20 protein-coding genes and 1 pseudogene are annotated in these 19665 nt (G+C 72.4%); 14 read left to right on the top strand and 7 right to left on the bottom strand.

The genetic code is table 11. The features are described from left to right. The first annotated feature begins 7 nt into the window (after window positions 1-7). The 6 genes from BGP03_RS18755 (at window position 8) to BGP03_RS18730 (ending at window position 4747) form a co-directional block, all read left to right on the top strand. Entirely contained in the window at window positions 8-346 is a 339-nt protein-coding gene (locus BGP03_RS18755) for a metalloregulator ArsR/SmtB family transcription factor (protein ID WP_296371815.1), read from the top strand. Window positions 347-463: 117 nt separating this feature from the next. Continuing rightward, a complete protein-coding gene (locus tag BGP03_RS18750) occupies window positions 464-2014 on the top strand; it encodes an amidase (protein ID WP_296371814.1) in 1551 nt (516 codons plus the stop codon). Further along, window positions 2011-2712: a nitrile hydratase subunit beta gene (nthB, locus tag BGP03_RS18745; RefSeq protein WP_296371812.1), complete on the top strand. Its 702-nt coding sequence runs from the start codon at window positions 2011-2013 to the stop codon at window positions 2710-2712. Before BGP03_RS18750 ends, nthB begins: the two co-directional genes overlap by 4 nt. 1 nt (window position 2713) lies before the next feature. Further along, window positions 2714-3313, top strand: a complete 600-nt coding sequence (gene nthA / locus BGP03_RS18740; protein ID WP_296371810.1) for a nitrile hydratase subunit alpha — start codon at window positions 2714-2716, stop codon at window positions 3311-3313. Further along, window positions 3313-3705 carry a nitrile hydratase accessory protein gene (locus tag BGP03_RS18735; protein WP_296371808.1) on the top strand — a complete coding sequence of 131 codons (393 nt, stop codon included), beginning with the start codon at window positions 3313-3315 and terminating at the stop codon, window positions 3703-3705. Before nthA ends, BGP03_RS18735 begins: the two co-directional genes overlap by 1 nt. Window positions 3706-3733: 28 nt before the next feature. Next, the gene (locus BGP03_RS18730; RefSeq protein ID WP_298795535.1) at window positions 3734-4747 is read left to right on the top strand and encodes an alpha/beta fold hydrolase; all 1014 of its coding nucleotides are present in this window, start codon (window positions 3734-3736) and stop codon (window positions 4745-4747) included. Here the strand turns inward: BGP03_RS18730 and BGP03_RS18725 are convergent. Then, window positions 4737-5936 carry an NAD(P)/FAD-dependent oxidoreductase gene (locus tag BGP03_RS18725; protein ID WP_296371805.1) on the bottom strand — a complete coding sequence of 400 codons (1200 nt, stop codon included), beginning with the start codon at window positions 5934-5936 and terminating at the stop codon, window positions 4737-4739. The two genes, BGP03_RS18730 and BGP03_RS18725, sit on opposite strands and share 11 nt — an antisense overlap. Before the next feature lie 88 nt (window positions 5937-6024). Here BGP03_RS18725 and BGP03_RS18720 point away from each other — a divergent pair, with 88 nt between their 5' ends. Then, window positions 6025-6468, top strand: a complete 444-nt coding sequence (locus BGP03_RS18720; protein ID WP_296371803.1) for a MarR family transcriptional regulator — start codon at window positions 6025-6027, stop codon at window positions 6466-6468. Window positions 6469-6475: 7 nt separating this feature from the next. On the opposite strand, the gene BGP03_RS18715 is transcribed toward BGP03_RS18720, so the two are convergent. Next, window positions 6476-6751, bottom strand: a complete 276-nt coding sequence (locus BGP03_RS18715) for a hypothetical protein (protein WP_296371802.1) — start codon at window positions 6749-6751, stop codon at window positions 6476-6478. Between the two features lie 170 nt (window positions 6752-6921). Here BGP03_RS18715 and BGP03_RS18710 point away from each other — a divergent pair, with 170 nt between their 5' ends. From BGP03_RS18710 to BGP03_RS18680, 7 genes are all read left to right on the top strand, one after another. Next, on the top strand, window positions 6922-7707 hold the full coding sequence (locus BGP03_RS18710) for an SDR family NAD(P)-dependent oxidoreductase (protein ID WP_296371800.1): 786 nt from the start codon (window positions 6922-6924) through the stop codon (window positions 7705-7707). 17 nt (window positions 7708-7724) lie between these two features. Next, window positions 7725-8828 carry a histidine kinase gene (locus BGP03_RS18705; protein WP_298795537.1) on the top strand — a complete coding sequence of 368 codons (1104 nt, stop codon included), beginning with the start codon at window positions 7725-7727 and terminating at the stop codon, window positions 8826-8828. Next, entirely contained in the window at window positions 8825-9478 is a 654-nt protein-coding gene (locus BGP03_RS18700; RefSeq protein ID WP_296371796.1) for a response regulator transcription factor, read from the top strand. The genes BGP03_RS18705 and BGP03_RS18700 overlap by 4 nt, the downstream gene beginning before the upstream one ends. 60 nt (window positions 9479-9538) lie before the next feature. Then, window positions 9539-11005: a glycosyltransferase family 39 protein gene (locus BGP03_RS18695; protein WP_298795538.1), complete on the top strand. Its 1467-nt coding sequence runs from the start codon at window positions 9539-9541 to the stop codon at window positions 11003-11005. 72 nt (window positions 11006-11077) lie between these two features. Then, complete coding sequence (locus tag BGP03_RS18690) at window positions 11078-13093, top strand: phosphocholine-specific phospholipase C (RefSeq protein ID WP_296371792.1); 2016 nt, start codon at window positions 11078-11080, stop codon at window positions 13091-13093. Between the two features lie 12 nt (window positions 13094-13105). Next, window positions 13106-13618 (top strand): AAA family ATPase, encoded by a 513-nt coding sequence (locus BGP03_RS18685; protein ID WP_298795539.1) that lies wholly within the window; start codon window positions 13106-13108, stop codon window positions 13616-13618. Beyond that, window positions 13615-14238 (top strand): VOC family protein, encoded by a 624-nt coding sequence (locus BGP03_RS18680; protein WP_298795540.1) that lies wholly within the window; start codon window positions 13615-13617, stop codon window positions 14236-14238. The genes BGP03_RS18685 and BGP03_RS18680 overlap by 4 nt, the downstream gene beginning before the upstream one ends. 540 nt (window positions 14239-14778) lie before the next feature. Here BGP03_RS18680 and BGP03_RS18675 read toward each other — a convergent pair. From BGP03_RS18675 to BGP03_RS18655, 5 genes and pseudogenes are all read right to left on the bottom strand, one after another. Next, window positions 14779-16077 (bottom strand): DUF222 domain-containing protein, encoded by a 1299-nt coding sequence (locus BGP03_RS18675; RefSeq protein WP_299736842.1) that lies wholly within the window; start codon window positions 16075-16077, stop codon window positions 14779-14781. Window positions 16078-16140: 63 nt separating this feature from the next. After that, window positions 16141-16353 (bottom strand): annotated as a pseudogene (locus BGP03_RS18670) (class I SAM-dependent methyltransferase); the annotation flags it as partial. A 255-nt stretch (window positions 16354-16608) separates the two neighbouring features. After that, entirely contained in the window at window positions 16609-17421 is an 813-nt protein-coding gene (locus BGP03_RS18665; protein ID WP_298795542.1) for a nitrilase-related carbon-nitrogen hydrolase, read from the bottom strand. A 5-nt stretch (window positions 17422-17426) separates the two neighbouring features. Then, window positions 17427-18596 carry a hypothetical protein gene (locus BGP03_RS18660; RefSeq protein ID WP_298795543.1) on the bottom strand — a complete coding sequence of 390 codons (1170 nt, stop codon included), beginning with the start codon at window positions 18594-18596 and terminating at the stop codon, window positions 17427-17429. A 12-nt stretch (window positions 18597-18608) separates the two neighbouring features. Further along, window positions 18609-19607 carry an ester cyclase gene (locus tag BGP03_RS18655; protein WP_298795544.1) on the bottom strand — a complete coding sequence of 333 codons (999 nt, stop codon included), beginning with the start codon at window positions 19605-19607 and terminating at the stop codon, window positions 18609-18611. Between the last annotated feature and the right edge of the window lie 58 nt (window positions 19608-19665).

The raw sequence follows: 19665 nt of genomic DNA, 5'->3' as shown, positions 1-19665 counted from the left end.
TTCGAACGTGGCTGCCGACCTGGCATTCGACGCGCTGGCGGACCCGGTCCGCCGCGAGATCCTCGGGGTGCTGGCCGCCCGCGAGGAGTGCAGCGCCGGTGAGCTGTCGAGCGCGATCCAGCGGGTCGGGCGCACCGCCGTGTCCAGCCACCTCCGCGTCCTGCGCATCGCGGGCCTCATCACCGAGCGTCGCACCGGCCGATTCCGCTACTACTCCGTCGACACGGACGGGCCCGGCCAGGACGTGATCAGGCTGCTGCAGGAGCTGTTCCAGGGCTCGCTCGACGCCGCCAAGCTCGCCGCGGAGTCGACGGTCACCGACGCAACGGACGCCCGGGCCGTCTGAGCTCGCGGTCACTCTGCGTATCCACGGTAGGTGAACAACATGTCAACGCGCCATCGCGCATTGACTCGATACCTGCGCAGTCCATAAGGTTCTCGCCACCCGATGCGAGGAGCTTCCATGCCTGTCGACCCACCGGACGCTGCCGCTCTGAGCGCCGTGGCCGCGCACTACGGACTCGATCTCGACGCCGACGCCATCGCGTCGTTCAGCCCGATGGTGCACGGTCTGCTCGGCTCGTGGGACGCCGTCGAGGAGCTCTACGCCGCGACCGCACCCACCATGCCGGAGCGCGCCTGGACCCGCCCCGAGGACGCCGACAACCCGTTCAACGCCTGGTACGTCACCACCTCGATCGCCGGGGCCGAGGACGGCCCGCTCGCCGGGATGACCGTGGCGGTCAAGGACAACACCGCCGTGGCCGGTGTCCCGATGATGAACGGCTCCACCACCATCGAGGGCTACACGCCCCTGCGCGACGCCACGGTCGTCTCCCGCATGCTCGCCGCCGGCGCCACCATCGCCGGCAAGGCCGTCTGCGAGGACCTCTGCTTCTCCGGCGGCTCGCACACCTCCCGCACCGGCGCCGTCCGCAACCCCTGGGACGAGACGCGCAGCGCGGGCGGGTCGTCCTCGGGCAGCGCGGCGCTGGTGATGGCCGGCATCGTCGACGTCGCCACCGGTGGCGACCAGGGCGGATCGGTCCGCATCCCGAGCGCGTACACCGGCACCGTCGGGCACAAGCCCACCTGGGGCCTCGTGCCCTACACCGGCGCGTTCCCGATCGAGGCCACCATCGACCACCTCGGCCCGATCACCCGCACGGTCGCCGACGCCGCGAAGGTCCTCAACGTGATCGCCGGGCCGGACGGCCTCGACCCCCGCCAGCCGCGCGACCTGGTGCCCGACGACTACGTCGCTGCGCTCGCGCGCGGCGCCGAGGGGCTGCGGATCGGCGTCGTCAGCGAGGGCTTCGCGCAGGCCAACGCCGAGCAGGGCGTCAACGACGCCGTGCGCGCCGCCGTCGACACCCTGACCGGCGCCGGGCTCACCGCCGAGGAGATCTCCGTCCCCTGGCACCTGCACGGCGCCAAGATCTGGGACGTCATCGCCGTCGAGGGGCCGGCCGTGCAGATGGTCGACCTCAACGGCTACGGGATGAACTGGAAGGGCCTCTACGACCCCGAGATCATCGAGTACTACGGCAACAAGTGGCGTTCCGACGGCAGCCAGTTCTCCGAGACGGTCAAGCTGGTGCTGCTCACCGGCGGCGCCGCGATCAACCGCTACCGGGGCAAGCACTACGCGATGGCGCAGAACCTGGCCATCGAGCTGCGCAAGGCCTACGACGAGGCGCTGTCGCGGTTCGACGTGCTGGTGATGCCGACGCTGCCGCTGCAGGCCACGCTCATCCCCAAGCCCGACGCGCCGCGCGAGGAGACCATCCCGCGCGCGCTCGAGATGATCACCAACACCTGTGTCACGGACGTCACCGGTCACCCGGCCTGCTCGGTGCCCGCCGGCCTGGTGAACGGTCTCCCGACCGGAATGATGATCATCGGTAAGCAGTTCGACGACGCGACCGTGCTGCGCGTGGCGCACACGTTCGAGCAGGCGGTCGGGGGCTTCCCGACGCCTTCTGTTGCATCCACCGCAGGGAGCCAGGCATGAACGGCGTGCACGACCTGGGCGGCACCGACGGACTGGGACCGGTCCCCGTACCCGAGTCCGAGCCCGTCTACCACGAGGAGTGGGAGAAGGCCGCCTTCGCGATGTTCTCGATGTGCTTCCGCGCCGGGTTCTTCGGTGTCGACGCCTTCCGCTACGGCATCGAGCAGATGCACCCCGCGGCCTACCTGCTCTCCCCCTACTACGACCACTGGGCCCACGCCGTCGAGCACTACGGCGTCGCCAAGGGTGTGCTCGACGAGGCCGAGATCGACAAGCGGATGCAGTTCTTCCTCGAGAACCCCGACGCCCCGATGCCCGAGCGCGAGGACCCCGACCTGCTGGCGTTCGTCGACGGCGTGGTCAAGTCGGGCGCGCCCGCCGGCCGCCCGTCGGACAAGGTCGCGAAGTTCGCCGTCGGCGACCTCGTCACCGTCGTCGACGACAGCCCGCACGGCCACACCCGCAAGGCCCGCTACATCCGCGGCAAGACCGGCGTCGTCGAGATGGCCCACGGCACGATGATCTACCCCGACAGCGCCGGCAACGGCGGTGACGACGCCCCCGAGCACGTCTACACGGTCAAGTTCACGAACGAGGAGCTCTGGGGCTCCGAAGCCGCCGAGCCCAACGGCGTCGTCTACTTCGACGTCTGGGAGCCCTACATCGTCCCCGCCACCACCTCCGAGAAGGCAGCCTGACATGAGTTCCTCCATCGTCCGCACCCCCGAGGAGATCGCGGCCCGCGTCAAGGCCCTCGAGGCCATCATGATCGAGAAGGGGATCATGACGACCACGGCGATCGACCGGCTCGTCGAGATCTACGAGAACGAGGTCGGCCCGCAGCTGGGCGCGTCCGTGGTCGCCAAGGCGTGGGCCGACCCGGAGTTCAAGGCCCGCCTCGTCGCCAACGCCACCGACGCGTGCGCCGAGCTGGGCATCGGCGGCCTGCAGGGCGAGGACATGGTGGTGGTCGAGAACACCGACACCGTGCACAACGTCATCACCTGCACCCTGTGCTCGTGCTACCCGTGGCCGGTGCTCGGGCTGCCCCCGAACTGGTACAAGGGCCCGGAGTTCCGCTCGCGCATCGTCCGCGAGCCGCGCAAGGTGCTGCGCGAGGACTTCGGCTTCGACGTGCCCGACTCGGTCGAGGTCCGCGTCTGGGACTCCTCGTCGGAGATGCGCTACTGGGTGCTGCCCCAGCGCCCCGCCGGCACCGAGGGACTGGACGAGAAGGCGCTCGCCGCGCTCGTCACGCGCGACTCGATGATCGGCGTCGGCCCGGTGAAGGCCGCCTGATGGCGTTCCGGCAGGACGCCACCGAGCTGGGCGACGCCCGGCGCCGCGTCGAGTCGCTCGTCGGCCCGGGCGAGCAGCGGGCGTTCAACGAGCCGTGGGAGGTCCGCGCGTTCGCGATGGCCGTGGCGGCCTACCACAACGGTCAGTACGAGTGGTCGGAGTTCCAGCTCTCGCTGATCGACTCGATCAAGAAGTGGGAGGACGGTGACGGCGCCGAGCCGTGGTCGTACTACGAGCACTGGCTGGAGGCGCTGGAGACCGTTCTCGCGGGCAACGGCGCCCTCTCCGACGCGGCGCTGGACGAGAAGACGAAGGCGGTACTGGCCACGCCGAAGAACGCCAACCACCACGAGGCCCACCGGGAACCGGTGGCCGTCGACCCCGCCCGGTAGTGGCGCTCCGCGCACGAGGAGGACGACGATGTCCGGCTACTACTCCGACGACGTTCACGGCAAGCACGAGTACTTCGACCTCGGCGGGTTCCCGCTGACGACGGGCTACACGCTGCCGAACGCCCGGCTGGCCTACAAGACGCTCGGCACACTCAACGCCGCGAAGGACAACGCGGTGCTGTTCCCGCACATGTTCAGCGGGACGTCGGCGTCGATGGAGACCTTCGTGGGCGAGGGCCGCCCGCTCGATCCCGCGACGTACTTCGTGATCTTCCCGGGCCAGTTCGGCGGCGGCTTCTCCTCCAGCCCCTCCAACACCCCACCGCCGTTCGACCGCGGCCAGTTCCCGCCGATCGCGATCGCCGACGACGTCACCGCGCAGCACAGGCTCGTCACCGAGCACTTCGGCATCGAGAGGCTGCACGCCGTGATGGGCTGGTCGATGGGCGCGCAGCAGACCTACGGCTGGGCCGTGCAGTACCCGGACATGGTGCCCCGCGCCGCCGCCTTCGCCGGCACCGCGCGCACGCCCGTGCACAACCAGATCTTCATCGACACCCACACCGAGCTGCTGACCTCCGATCCCGAGTTCAAGGGCGGCTTCTACGACGACTCGGCGCAGGTGCACGTCGGTCTGCGCCGGCTCGCCGTCTCGTTCTCGTTGATGGGGCTGTCGTCGGCGTTCTGGCGCGACGAGCTGTGGCGCGGCCTGGGCTTCGTCTCCGCCGACGATTTCCGGCAGGGCTTCATCCGCGGCTACTTCGCCCCGATGGACCCCAACAACCTGCTGACGCAGAACCGGAAGTGGCGTTCGGGCGACGTCGCCGACTCGCTGGGGGCCATTACCGCGAAGTTCTTCGTCGTCCCCTTCTCCGAGGACCTGTTCTTCCCGCCGGAGGACTGCCGGGCCGACGCGGAGCGGATCCCCGACGGGCGGTACCGGGAGATCGAGACCCCGATGGGCCACTTCGGCATGTTCTGCCTGCGCCCCGAGGACCAGGAGGCCATCGACGCGGTGATCGCGGAGACCCTCAACGCCTGATCAGCGCCGGCTCGTCCCAGTCGATGTGGTGGGAGTGCAGCCACCGGGTGTTCTGCTTCGCCGCCATCCGCATGAACAGCGGCATGGCGGCGTCGCGGATGATGCGCCCGACCGGTCCCGCGGCCTTGCTGTGGCTCGACCGCGCCCCGTACTGGACGATCTTCTCCACGCGGTCGCGGCGCAGCTCCTCGAACAGCCGGAACGCGGTGGCGACGTCCGGCGCGTCGCGCAGGAAACGCGGCAGCAGCACCGCATCCTCCAGCGCCATCGCCGCACCCTGGCCCGCCGCCGGTGACGTGGCGTGGGCCGCGTCACCGATGATGACCATGTTGTCGCGGTGCCAGGTGGGCACGGTCGGCATGTCGTAGGTGGCCCAGCCGACCAGCGGACCCGGTGCCGCGCGGATGATCTCCGGGAAGGGGCCGCGGTCGTCGGCGGCGGTCAGGTCGAGGAGCCAGGTGCGCCAGTCGGCGTCGGTCATCGCGGCGAGCTCGGCCCCGGTGGGCTCGTCGGCACGGGGCGGGTTGGCGAACCAGGCGACCCGGCCGTCGGGAACGGCGACGTAGGCCCAGAAGCAGCGCTTCCCGAACACCATCTGGAACTCCCCCACCGGGGCGTTCACCGGCACGCCCGACACGACACCACCGATGTTGAGCACCGGGACGTAGCGCGCGGCGGGGGCGGCCGGGTCGATGATCTGCCGCACCCGCGAGCGGATGCCGTCGCAGCCGATGAGGAGGTCGCCCTCCGCGGTGCCGCCGTCGGCGAACGCGGCCGTCACCCGCGTCCCCGTGGTGGTGGCGTCCACCAGCTGCCTCCCGTAGCTGATCGACGCGCCGCGGGCCACGGCCTCGTCGCGCAGGACGCGGTAGAGCTCGGCCCGGGGCATCATCTGCGTCGGCGTGCCGTCGGCCAGCGGCACCCCGTTCGACATCCGGCCCAGCGCCTTCCCCGTGCCGCTGAAGAAGCGCATCGACGGCTGCGGGAACCCCACCCCGGTGACGACGTGCTGGGCGTCCACGGCGGCCAGCGCGTCGATCCCGTTGGCCTGCAACGTGAGCCAGGAACCGACCTCGTCGGCCCCGGTCGGGTGGCCCTCGAACATCCGGGCGTGGATGCCGGCCTTCTGCAGGGCCATGGCCGCGACCGGCCCCGCGATCCCCGCCCCGATCACCAGTGCTGTCGTCACGTCTCCTCCTCGGTAGACTCACTCGCACGAGCAAGTATCTCGTTGAACCGAGTGTCTTGGCATCACGAGATAATGTCAAGGAGGTCCGATGCCCGACGGGGACGATCTGCGTGGCGAGATCATGGAGTCGGTGCTGCGCTTCATCGCGGGCGTGGTCGTGCACAACACCGCCGTCGCGCAGAGGGTGGGGATGGGCGCGAGCGACCTGCAGTTCGTGAGCCTCCTGAACCTCAACGGGCCGCTGACCCCCGGCCAGCTCGCCGAGCAGACGGGCCTGACCACCGGCACGGTCACGGGCGTGATCGACCGGCTGGAGAAGGGTGGCTTCGTCCACCGGGTCCGCGACGCGGGCGACCGCCGCAAGGTCCTGGTCACCCCGGTGCCCGAGGGCATGGCGAAGCTGACGCAGGAGTACGCGGCGCACGGCGAGCACACCATGGCCGTGATGGCGAGCAGGAGCGCGGAGGAACTGCGGGTGATCGCGGAGTTCCTGGCGGACCTCAACGCGTCGCCGGGCCGCCCCCCGCGCTGATCCGTCGTCAGAGGAAGTAGCGGTTCGTGAGTGGCAGGACCTCTGCTGGCGGGAGATCCACCGCTCGTCCGTCGATCTCCACCTCCAGGCTGTCCGGCGCCACCCGGACCTGCGGCGAAGCCGTGTTCAGCACCAGATCCGCCTTCGTCAGGTTCCGCGCGTTGCGCACCGCGCTCAGGCGCCGCCGGATCCTCAGGCGTTCGGCCAGGCCCGAGTCGATGCCCGCCTGGCTCACGAACGCCACCCCGAGCGACGCCGGCGCCAGGCCGTAGGAACCGAACATCGGGCGGTAGACCTGCGGCTGACCCAGGCGCGCCCGTCCACGGGGGTGATCCGGACCTGGTCGCGCCGCACCGGTGATTGGCTCGCAGGCTCGCTCATCGGATCGGGTTCCGCACCGCGCGGAGCCTAGAGCCAGGACCACCCCGGTGCGCCGCGCCTAGGCTGGACGTCATGGATCTCCAGTTGGGTGGCAAGCGCGCCGTCGTCACCGGGGCGGCGCGGGGCATCGGGCTCGCCGTCGCCACCACCCTCGCCGCCGAGGGCGTGCGGGTCGCGCTCGTCGGGCGGGACCTCGCGGCGCTCACCGCGGCAGCGGAGCAGGTGGGTGGCGGTGCGATCCCCGTCGTCGCCGACACCACCGACGACGCCGCGGTGCGCGCGATGGTCGAGCACGTCGTCGCCGGGTTCGGGGGCGTCGACATCCTCGTCAACGGCGCCGCGAAGCCCGGCGGCGGACCGGCCCCGGCGCTCGCCGACCTCACCGACGACGAGCTGCGCGCCCACCTCGAGACGAAGGTGCTGGGCTACCTGCGCTGCTGCCGCGCCGTCGCCCCGCACATGACGGCACAGGGCTGGGGCCGGATCGTCAACATCAGCGGCCTCAACGCGCGCCTGGCCACGTCGATCGTCGGGTCGATCCGCAACGTGGCCGTCGCCGCGCTCACCAAGAACCTCGCCGACGAGCTCGGCCCGTCGGGGGTGAACGTGACGGTCGTGCACCCCGGCCTGGTGATCACCGAGCGCTCCCCCGCCGTGTTCGCCGCGCTCGCGGAGCAGGAGGGCGGCACGCCCGAGGCGGTCGAGGCCCGCTTCGCCGCGGGCACGAGCATCAACCACGTCGTCACGGCGCAGGAGGTGGCCGACGTCGTGGTCTTCCTCTGCTCGCCCCGCAGCGTGTCGATCACCGGCGACGCGGTGGCGACGGGCGGCGGCAGCCGTGGCGCGATCCACTACTGACCCCCCAGACTGCCGTGGTGACCGCTGACCCGTCGCCCGGCGTGCGGGCCGGGGTGGCCGTGCTCGCCGTCCTGATCGGGGTGCTCGCCGCCGTCTCCGACCCGGGTTCGGCCGCGGGCCTCGCCCTGGTCGCGCTCGCGGTGGTGGTCATCGGGCTGTGGGTGGCCCTGCCGCGGCTGCCGTCCGCCGTCGTGGCGGTGGGTGTGGTCGTGCCCGTCGTGGCGGCGGCGCGGTCGGGGCAGTTCGAGCCCGCGCTGTTCCTGGTGTCGATGCTGGCCACGGGGGTGGCATGGTTCGAGCGGTCGACGCCGGTCGCGGTGGCGGTGGGGGTGCTCGGAGCGGCCTCGCCCCTGGTCGCCCGGCTGCTCATGCCGCCGCAGGAGAGCTTCAGCTACTGGATCTGGGTGCTCGGCATCGTCTTCCCCTGGGTGCTCGGCCGGCTCGTCCGGCGGCAGTTCGAGCTGCTCGCCCGGCTGGAGGCGGCGCAGCGGGAGCTGGCCGCGCGCGTCGTCACGGAGGAGCGGCAGCGGATCGCCCGCGACGTCCACGACCTCGTCGGCCACGGCCTCGCCGCCGTCCTGCTACAGATCACCGGCGCCCGGCACGTGCTGCGCCGCAACCCCGACGCCGCCGACGAGGCGCTGGCCGCGGCCGAGACGGCGGGGCGGGCGAGCATGGCCGAGCTGCGCCGGACGATGTCGCTGCTGCGCAACGCGTCCGAGGCCGCACCGGCGCCGGGGCTCGACGGCCTCGCCGATCTGGTCCGCGACGTGCGGGAGCAGGGTCTGGCGGTGCGGCACACGATCACCGGCGACCCCGCTGCGGTCGACGACGGGCAGGCGCTGGCCGTGCACCGGATCGTGCAGGAGTCGCTCACCAACGCCCTCCGGCACGCACCCCGGGCCGACACGGCCGTGGCCGTGACGATCGGGCCCGACGACGTCGCGTTCGACGTGACCAGCTCCGGCCCGGTCACGCCCCGCGCCGACGACGACCGCCCGCGCTACGGTCTCGTCGGGATGCGCGAACGGGCGGAGCTGGCGGGCGGGGAGCTGACGGCCGCCCCGACCCCGCACGGCTGGCGCGTGCGCGGGCGGATCCCCGCGCGGGGGGCCACGTGATCAGGACCGTGATCGTCGACGACCAGGCCCTCGTGCGCGCCGGCCTGGCGCGCATCCTCGATCCCGAGGACGGGTTCGCGGTGGTGGCGGAGTTCGCCGACGGCGCCGAGCTCGTGGCCGGGCTGCCCGCGCTGGTCGTCGACCTCGTGCTGACCGACGTGCGGATGCCGCGCATGAACGGCATCGACGCCACCCGCGCCGTCCGGGCCACGGCCGACGCCCCGCCCGTCCTCGTGCTCACCACCTTCGACGACGACGACGTGCTCTGGGGCGCCATCGACGCGGGCGCGTCGGGGTTCGTGCTCAAGGACGCGAGCGCGGCCGACCTCCTCGCCGCGGCCCGCGCGGTGGCCGGCGGCGGCGCGTGGTTCGACCCGGCCGTGGCACCCCGCGTGCTGTCGGCCTACCGCCGGGCGGCCCCGGCCCGCCGCGACGCGGGGCTTCTCGACGCGCTCACCGACCGCGAGCGCGACGTGCTGGTCCGGATGGCCCGCGGCGCCACCAACCCAGAGATCGCGGCATCGCTGCACGTCAGCGAGGCCACGGTGAAGACGCACGTGCGCGGGATCTTCACCAAGCTGGGCGCCCGCGACCGCGCGGCGGCCATCGTGCTGGCCTACGACTGCGGGGCCGTTCCCCCCGTGGGGTGAGGTCAGGTCTCGCCCGCAGGAGGAGGTGGCGCGCCCCCCTCCGGAGCGACGATTCCGGTCATGACCACCACCACCCTGCGCCCCACCGAGACCTGGCGCCGCGGCCCCGTCCTCGCGATCGCCGCGGCCACCGTGGCCCTGCACCTCGCGTTCGCCGCCGGTTACGGCTACCACCGCGACGAGCTCTACTTCCTGGCCGAGTCGAAGCGGCTGGCCTGGGGGTTCGTCAGCGAGCAGCCGTTCACCCCGGCCGTCGGATGGTTGTCGCGGATGCTGTTCGGCGACTCGGTGGTGGGCCTGCGGCTGTGGCCCGCGCTCGCCGGGGCCGGCGTCGTCGTGATCGCCGCACTGCTGGCCCACGCCTTCGGCGGCCGCACCACCGCCCAGCTGACGGCCGGCATCTGCGCGGGCACCTCGACGATCGGGTTGTCGCTGTTCCACCTCTACGGCCCCACCGCCTTCGACCAGCTCGCCTGGGCCGGCTGCCTGTTCGTCCTGGTGAAGCTGCTGGGCGGCGCGGACCCGCGCTGGTGGCTCGGCTTCGGCGCCGTCGCGGGGCTCGGGCTGTGGAACAAGGACACGCTGGTGCTGCTGGCGGTCGCGCTGGTGGTGGCGGTCCTGCTGAGCCCGACGCGCAGGAGCTGGCTGCGCTCCCCGTGGCCGTACGCCGGCGGCCTGCTCGCGGTGCTGATCGTCGCGCCCAACCTGGTCTGGCAGGCCGTCAACGGCTGGCCGATGTTCCAGGTCGCCGGCACGATCAGCGAGGACCAGGGCGGGCTCACCTCCACGCTGCTGTTCCTGCCCATGCAGGTCCTGACGATGAACCCGCTGCTCGCGCCCGTGTGGGTTGCCGGGCTGTGGTGGCTGTGGCGCTCGGGCACGTTCCGCCCGCTGGCCTGGATGTACGTGGTGCTGCTGGTGCTGCTCGCCGTGGTCGGCGGCCGCTCGTACTACCTGCTGCCGATGTACGTGCCGCTGTTCGCCGCGGGTGCCGTGGCGGCGCAGCGGTTCCGGTGGAGCCCCGTCGCGGCCGTCGTCGCCGCGGTGATCATCCTGCCCGGTGCACTGCCCGTACTGCCGGTGACGGTGCAGCGCTACCTGCCCTTCACGTCGATCAACCCCGTGCTGGCGGACTCGATCGGCTGGCCCGAGCTCGTCGAACAGGTCGCCGCCGTCCGCGACACGCTGCCCGCCGGGGAGAAGCCCGTGGTGTTCACGGCCAACTACGGCGAGGCCGGGGCGATCGAGCTGCTCGGCGCGCCCTACGGCCTCGGGCAGCCGGTCAGCGCCCACAACAGCTACTGGACGTGGGGCGGCCCGCCCGAGGGCACCACCACGCTGATCACGATCGGCGTGCAGGACCGCGCGAAGCTCGACGCCCTGTTCCGTGACGTCCGCCCGGCCGGCACCGTCGACAACGGCGTCGGGGTGGACAACGAGGAGCAGGGCGGCACGATCTGGGTCTGCCGGGAGCCGATGGCGCCGTGGTCGCAGCTGTGGCCGACGCTGCGGCACTACAACAGCTGATCCCGAACGCTCAGCAACGGTTCACCGGGACGACACTCATCCGGCCGGGTGGGCCGCACACAATCGGTGATCATGAGCGACCTCGCCCGCCGCCGGTTCCTCGGAGGTGTGCTCGGCGCCGCCGCAGCCGCACCCCTGCTCGGCATCGAGGAGGCCTGGGCCGGTGCGCCCACCGCCGGCCACCTCGACGACGTCGAGCACGTCGTGATCCTCATGCAGGAGAACCGCTCGTTCGACCACTACTTCGGCACGATGGCGGGCGTCCGCGGATTCGGTGACCGGGCCGCGCTGCGCGGGGTCTTCCAGCAGGTCGACCCGGCCCGCGGCCACCTCCTCCCGTTCCACGTCGACACCACCAAGGTCGACGGGCAGGACCTCTCCGACCTCCCGCACGACTGGGACACCACCCACCTCGCGATCAACGGCGGGCGCAACGACCGGTGGGTCGCCGCCAAGTCCGAGGCCACGATGGGCTACTTCACCGCCTCCGACATCCCGTTCCAGCGGGCGCTGGCGTCGGCGTTCACCATCTGCGACCACTACTTCTGCTCGATCCAGGGCGCGACCACGCCCAACCGGCTGTTCCACTGGACCGGCACGATCGACCCCGACGGCAGGGCGGGCGGCCCGGCCACCGACAACCCGGTCGACTACGTGCCCGTCTTCACCTGGACCACCTACCCGGAACGACTCGAGAAGGCCGGCGTCCGCTGGCAGGTGTACGCCGACGACGAGGTCGGCGACGACGGTGCCCACGGCTACGTCGGCGACTACGGCGACAACCCGCTGTGGCTGTTCCAGGCCTACCACGACGCGCTGGCGTCCACGGACCCGAAGGTCCGCCGGCTCGCCGACCGCGCGAGCCTGCGCACCGCCTGGAAGCCCGACTCCGGGCAGGGCAGGAACATCGACCACGTGCTGGCGCAGTTCCTCGGCGACTGCGCCACCGGCTCGCTGCCCACCGTGTCCTGGGTGGTGGCGCCGTACCTGTACTCCGAGCACCCCGCGGGCCGTCCCGTCGACGGCGCGGCGTACGTCCAGGCCGTCCTGAACGGCATCTGGGGCAACCAGGAGCTGCGGGACTCCACCGTCGTGTTCCTCAACTACGACGAGAACGACGGCTTCTACGACCACGTGCCGCCGCCGGTGCCGCCGCCCGGGACGCCGCAGGAGTACCTGCCCGCGGTGCAGCCGGCGTTCCGCGGCCTGCCGCCCGCGTCGGGACCGCTGGTGCCGGTCGGGCTCGGCCCGCGCGTGCCGATGACGGTGGTGTCGCCGTGGAGCCGCGGCGGGTTCGTGAACTCGCAGGTGGCCGACCACACCTCGGTGCTGCGGTTCCTCGAGACCTGGACCGGCATCCGGGAGACCAACATCTCGGCCTGGCGCCGCGCGCTGTGCGGCGACCTGACCAGCTGCTTCGACTTCTCCCACCGGGTGACGTCGGTCCCGGTGCTGCCCGACACCGCCGCGCTGCGGGCCGAGGCCGACCGCACCCAGAAGACGCTTCCCGCGTCGACGCCGCCCGCCACCCAGGTGGCGCCCGTGCAGGATCCGGGCACCGCGCCCGCCCGGCCGCTGCCCTACCAGCCGGAGGCGAACCTGACGGTCGGCGCGCAGGTCACCGTGGCGGCGGCCAACCACGGGAGCGCCGCGCTGCAGCTCGCCGTGTACCCGGGCACCGGTGCGCCCCAGCACGTCGACGTCGCGCCCGGCGGTACCACCACGGCGACCGTCCCGCTCGTCCCCGGCGCCTACGACGTGACCGTCCACGGCCCCAACGGGTTCCTGCGCACCGCGGCGGGCGACGCGTCGGGCGCCGGGGTGGAGGTGGCCGTCACGGTCACCGGCCCCCGGAGCCGTCCCGTGCTCCGGTTGAGCGCCACCAACACCGGGACGGCGTCGGCCACGCTGACGCTCACCGGCGGAACCCTGACCGTGCCGGCGGGCGCCACGCGCACCCACACCTACCAGCCGTTCGACCACGACCACGGCTGGTACGACATCACCGCCACCCGGGCCGGGCACCCGTCCTGGGTGCGGCGGTTCGCCGGCCACCTGGAGAACGGGCTGCCCAGCGTCACCGGCTGAGACACTGGGCGGGTGAGAACTCCGTCGTCCGGCCGGGTGATCCTGCTCAACGGGGCGTCGAGCTCCGGGAAGTCCACCCTGGCCCGGCGTCTCCAGGACACACTGGACATCCCGTTCCTGCTGCTCAGCGGGGACCTGCTGATCGAGGCGAGAAGCCTTCCGGGGCGTCGCGACACGGAGGGGCCTCATCCGTGGGTCGGGCAGATGCGGCCACGCTTCTTCGACGGCTTCCACCGGTGCATCCCCGCCATGGCCGCCGCCGGCAACGACCTGATCGTCGAGCACGTCGTCGAGTTCGCCGGGTGGCGGGCCCAGCTCGACGAGCTGCTCAGCGGGTTCGACGTGTTCTGGGTGGCGGTCCACTGCGACCTCGCGGAGATCGACCGCCGGGAGGCCGCCCGCGGCGACCGCACGCCCGGCGAGGGGGAGCACGGTCCCTACGACCTGCACGTCGACACCACGGCCGGCGTGACCGACGACCTGGTCCGGACGGTCGTCGACAGCTGGAAGGACGCGAGGCGATGACGGGCATGCGGCTCGAGAACGTCGTGTGGGACGCCCGCGACCCCCACCGGCTCGGCGGGTTCTGGGCCGCCGCGCTCGGTGCGGAGGTGATCACGGACGAGCCGGACCTCGTCGAGGCGCGGCTGCAGCTCTCCGACGACGTCTTCCTCGACCTGTGCTTCCCGCGCGTGACCGCGCCGGCGGCCCCACCGGCCCGGCTCCGTCTCGATCTCGCCGGTGGCCCCGACCTGGTCGACGACACCGATCCGGAAGGCAACGCCTTCCGCGTGGTCGAGCACAGCGGGACCGGGCCGATCGCCGCCCTGCGGCTCGACAGCGCCGATCCGGACCGGGACGCCGCCTTCTGGTCGTCGGTCACCGGCTGGATACCGGAGGGGAACGCCACGCTCCGCCATCCCACCGGGGTCGGCCCACGACTCGAGCTGCGCCGGGAGGCCGAGCCCAAGAACCGCAAGAGCCGCCTGCACCTCGACGTGCGCCGGAACCCCGGGGACGACGACGTCGTCGAGCGCATCGTGGGCCTCGGAGCCACCCACCTCGCCAACCCGCCGGAGCACCCGTGGCTCCTGTTTCTCGACCCCTCCGGCAACGAGTTCTGCGTACTGGACGCCCAGAGCTGAAGGAGGTCGCCGACGAGTTCGGCCGGCACGTCGGGTCAGTCATGGCAGAAGGAACCGACGGAAGGACCTCCGACGCCCCAAGCTGAACACCGATGTCGCCCGGCGAGCGATCGGCGACCACACGCGGCGTCTGGCCGAAGCAGCCGTCGCGGCCGGCCCGGACGCCGCCGTGCCGACTGCCCCGAAGCGGACCGTCACCCGACCGGGTCGGCCACGTAGGCCGGCGCATCACCGACCCCACACAGCTGCCCGAGGAGCGGGTCCGGCCGATGTGACGGCTGACCGGGACCCGCCGCATCACTGCTGCTGACCCGCCGGCTCCCACTCGCCGACCGCGACGCCACCGGCATCAGCATCGACGGCGACACCGACCTCGCCCGACACTCGATCGACAACACCGCTCATGACAGCGACTGACCTGCTCCGAGGCACCCACCGCCACGACAGCAGGGCGTTCGGCATGGGGCGCGCAGGGCCGGGCCCTTGCCTCGACGGCAGTCCAGTCTGTCGGGGGCCTGACCCCGTGGTTGGCACAAGGCTCTACGGCGCCGGTCCGGCGGAGCTGTCGTAGGTGTGGCCGGTCGGGGTGGTGGTGCGCACGGTGTGTGGTCGTTCCCCGAGCCCGTCGTCGATGACCTCGACCCGCCAGCCGGGCATCTCCCGCACGTAGTTCCCGCGGGCGCAGGTCCCGCGTCCGTTGACGAAGCTGGTCGGGCCGCCCGCTCGGCGGCGGTCGATGTGGTCGAGATGCCGGATCGGGGCGTCGCAGAACGGATCGCGGCACCGTCCGCCGTCCCGAACGGTGATCAGGTGGGCCAGGACGCCGTCGAACCGGCGTCGGCGCGGGTCGCAGCCCACGAGTGACCCGCCTGCGGGGGCGGTGAACAGCCGCCGCCACCAGAGCTTGCCCTCGGTGGAGGCCAGCAGATCGTGGGCGATGGCGGCCGGGACGGGGCCGTGCCCGACGATCTCCGCACTGCCGCCGTCGTCGGGGTCGAGCAGCGATTCGAGGGGCATCACGATGCCGACCTCGACGTTCACATCCGCGGCGGTGGCCTGACCGGTGATCCGTTCGATCAGGGTGTCGGCCATGACCTGATCCCGCGTACGGCTGTCCCCGGCGGCGAGGACGGTGTCGGCGTGCGCGCCCAACACGGCGAGACAGGCGACGCCCTGCTCGACGGGCAGGAACCCCGACAGCACGCTCATCGTGTCCGGGGCCGGCCGCAACCCGACCCGGCGGTCCTTCCGCGCGGTACGACCACGGGCGACGTACCCGGCCCGGTCGGCGTCGTAGGCGCATCGCTTGACCAGACTCTCGGCCCGCCGTAGTGACAGGTTCTCCAGCCCGGTTGCGGCGAGCTGCTTGTCCACCAGCCGCCGCTTCGCGGGATCGAGGTGGGAGGTCTGCGACACGACGATCTCGGCGATCTGTTCGCTGATCCGCCCTGCGGCGAGCAGGGCACCGACTGCGGGCAGGTCGCGGTCCAGGGCTCGGGCGATCCCGAGCCGGCGTGATCCGTGGAACGGCGACACCTTGCAGGCGAACGCGATCTGGTCGGCGATCCCCCGCCCCAGCGCCACAGGATCCAGGCGGTCGGCCTCGACCAGCGCGATCTGCTCCTCCACCTGCTGGCGGCCGAAGGCGACCATCTCGGCGTGCTGGGCGGCGGCGAGCGCGGACCGGATCTGTTCGAGAACGGCGATCCGATCGATCCGCGTCGTGCTGCTCCCCGGGGCGGGTGAAGTGGCATGTGCGGTCAGAGCGGCGAGCCCGGCGAGCAGCGCGGCGGTGACGTCGTCGACTGCCTCACCTGCTCGTTCCCGTGTCGCTCGCATGTTCGAAAGTGTACCGGCGAGCACCGACGATATCGGGCGTTCCGCCTCGAACCGCGCGATCCGTCAGCCGCTTCCGGCCGACGCCCACCACACGGCGGTCACAGGTCGGTGCCGCGCCGTGCTCGACCGGCACCCGTCCTCGAACGCGAGGACCGCGGCGAGGTCCACCTCGTAGACGGTGGCGCCGGCGGCCCAGGACAGCCGGACGGCGCGGGGGTCGAGGCCGGCCGCGAGCAGCACGACCTGGTCGATCCCGCGCTCCGCCGCCGCAGCGAGCGCCGTGTCGAATTAGCGCGAGCGAACGCCGTGGTAGGTGGGCATCAGCGACCAGAAGGCGTCGACGTCGTCGCCGCGGGTGGTGCGGCCAGGGCTGCTCCGGTTTCCCGGCGGCGTCGACGAACCGCTCGGCCCACGGTTCGTCGACGAGACCGCCGTCGCGGCGGGTCTCCACCGCCCGCCCCGCCGCCACCATCGGCGCGGTGAATGCCACGCTGAGAAGTCCCACCACGTGGGCGCTGGACCGGAACGACGTCAGTACAGCTCCGGCCGCCGGTCGTGGACCGCATGGTTGCGGGGGCCGACCGCCTTGTCCCGGGCCGCCACCGGGTCGAGGTCCGCCACGAGCACGGCCGGACCCGCGACACTCCCGGGAGCGGTGGCCGGACCGGCGAGCAGGTAGCCGTCCGCGCCGCACACCAGGCTGCCCCCGACCCAGTCCACCCCGCGCTCGCTCCCGCACCGGTCGGCGACCACGACGTGCACGCGGTAGGTGCCGGCCGCGGCCTGCGCCTTGACCGTCTCGAGCGCCGGCACCCCCGCTGGCCGCGGCAGCAGCGGCCAGTTGACGGGCACGGCGAGGATCTCGGCACCGGCCTCGGCGGCGAGGCGCGCCCACTCCGGGAACTCCAGGTCGTAGCAGATCAGCAGGCCGATCCGCCCGGCCGAGGTGTCGACGACGGCGGGCCGGGCGTCACCGGCGCGGAAGAGGTCGGGCTCGCTCCCCCACAGGTGCACCTTGCGGTAGACGGCAACGAGCCCGCCGCCGTCGGTGAGGGCGACGGAGTTGTGGACCTGCCCGTCGTCGCCCAGCTCGGCGAACCCTGCGACCAGGACGCAGCCCAGCTCGGCCGACAGCTCCCGCAGCAGCGTCACCGTCGGCCCGGTCGTCGGTTCGGCCGCGGCCCGCGCCTCCGCCGCGTCACGGAACACGTACCCGCACGCGGCCAGCTCGGGCAGCACCACCAACCGGGCTCCGCGGCCGGCGGCCTCCCGCACGGCCGCGGCCAGGATCGCCGGGTCCGGAGCATCGACCGACGCCGGGATCTGGCAGGCCGCGACGAGCACCGCGCTCAGTCGTCCTCGGTGGCCGCGGCCAGCACGGCCGCCGGGGCGAGGTAACCGTTGGCGTCCAGGACGACCCCGGCCCGCCGGGCGGACGTGACCACCTCGGGCCCCCACTCCACGGTGGTGCGCTCGTCGCCACCGTTGACCACGAGCATCTCCCCCGTTCCCGGGGTGGCCGAGCGGCCCGCGTCGGCGTGGAGCAGCGTGATCGACCGCCACACCCCCGGGGGTACGGACAGGGTGTCGAGAGGGCCGAGCTCGACGACGGCGGCGTCCGGCCCGGTGTTGAGCGTGACGGCCCAGCAGCCCGCCTTGGCCGTCAGCACCTGGGTCTGGTCGTGGCGGTGGGTCAGCACGCCCTCCCCGGGGACGGCGCGCAGCCACGCCAGGTCGAAGCCGTGCGGGTCGGCGAGCGGCGGCCGTGCGCGCCGGTCCTCGACCATGCCGTGCCCGATCACCGGGGCCAGCTCCGCGCCCCCGCCCGGCAGCTCCGAGCACAGGAACGGCCGGGCCACCCACGCCCGGTCCGGGGCGTGCACGACCCGGGTGCGGAACTGCTCGACGGTGTAGACGTCGAGCTGGTCGATCTCGGCCTGGTCCATCGGCTCGATGAGCCGTGTTCCCTCGGGCACCCGCTCGCCGATCGCGGTGTCGACGAGCGTGTTGTCCGCGGTCAGGTAGAGGCCGAAGTCGGCGGCCTCCTCCAGCACCGGCGGGCCCCAGATGATGCCGCCGGTGTCGTCGCGGCCCAGGACCGTGAGCAGGATGCCTTCATCCGGGCCCACGTTGGTGAACCCGCGGAAGATCCACGGTGGGACGCTGACGACGTCGCCGTCGACGCTGCGGTACTCACCCTGCCGCCCGTCGGCCCCCCAGCGCAGGAGGTAGTCGCCGTCGAAGTTGATGAAGACCTCGGCGGTGAAGTGCAGGTGCAGGCTGTTGGTGGTGCCGTTGGGCATGCCGGCGGCACCGAGGTTGAACCCGTGCCGCTCCCGCAGGTTCACGTACTGGTCCGGGTTCTGCGAGACGCCGGGACCGATGAAGGCGTAGTTGTCCTTGCGGTCCGAGCCCGGGGTACGGCAGTCGATGAAGGCCGACTTGCACGGCACCCAGTCCGAGCGCAGCACCGTGCGGCGGGCGATCTCCTCGGGTGGGATCACGACCGGGTCGAGCATGGGAGGTCCTTCTCAGTAGATGTTGATCTCGGTGAACTCGCCGTCCCCGCGGGTGGCGTTGATCTGCGCACGCAGCGCGATCTCGTCGAAGACGCGGACCTCGCGGACGATGCGACCGTCCTGCACGAGGAACTGCGACACACCGAGGAGGTCGACCGGCCGGTTCGTCAGCGGCCCGAAGGCGGGGGTGCCGCGGTAGGTGCCGTGCATCGTCCACAGCACGGCGATGCGCAGGCCGGCGTAGCGCTCGGCGTGGTGGGTCTGGACGTCGCGGACGGCGAACTGCGCGTCCGGGAAGGGGGCGACGAGCGCCAGCAGGTCGCGCTGGTAGCCGTCGGGGCGCACGATCGTCTGGTCGCCGACGGTGTGCAGGAACAGGTCACGGACCATGTAGTCGCTGACCTTCTGGTAGCGGCGGGCGTTCCACACCTCCGCCATGAACTCCAGCACCATCTCGCACTCGGGGCGGTGGTCGTCGGCGCGCGGCCCGGAGTCGCCCGCGGTGAGCACGTCGGACGGCGCCGGCTTGAGCATCGAGCCCTCGTAGCCGCGGAAGCGCAGGCCGCGTGCGACCTCGTCGGGGTCGAGGCCGCGTTGCAGGACGTCGGCGAGCTCGTCGCGCACCACCCACTCCTCGACCATGCGGCCCCGGCGGTAGAGGCAGTTCGCGACGGTGCGCTTGCGGATGCGCGTCATCCGGCCGTCGACGAGGTTCTCGTCGCTGGAGAACACGAGGTGCGAGCTGAGGAACGCGTCGTCGCCACGGGCCTCCCAGATCACGTCCTCGGCCTGGCCGACGTGCTGCGGGGTGCCGGCGATCCGCATGAGGCTGCCCTCGACGACGCCGTCACGGCCGACGACGGTGCCGAGCCCGCCGTGCACGATCGAGTCGGGCTCGTAGTTGTCCACGATGTAGGACACGTCGCGCTGCACCCAGATGCGGTCGGTGACCTCGCGGATGAAGTCGTCGGGGTCGGTGTAGGGCTGGTACGCGACCGGGTCGAGCGCCATGTCCGTCCTCTCAGTGTCCGCTGTGTACGCCAGCCACTGTATGCGTATGCACAACCCG

The organism is Pseudonocardia sp. 73-21 (genome assembly GCF_001899645.1).
Lineage (GTDB): Bacteria > Actinomycetota > Actinomycetes > Mycobacteriales > Pseudonocardiaceae > Pseudonocardia.
The sequence above is the reverse complement of the archived record's forward strand: the minus strand, read 5'-3'. Positions and strand labels throughout refer to the sequence as shown.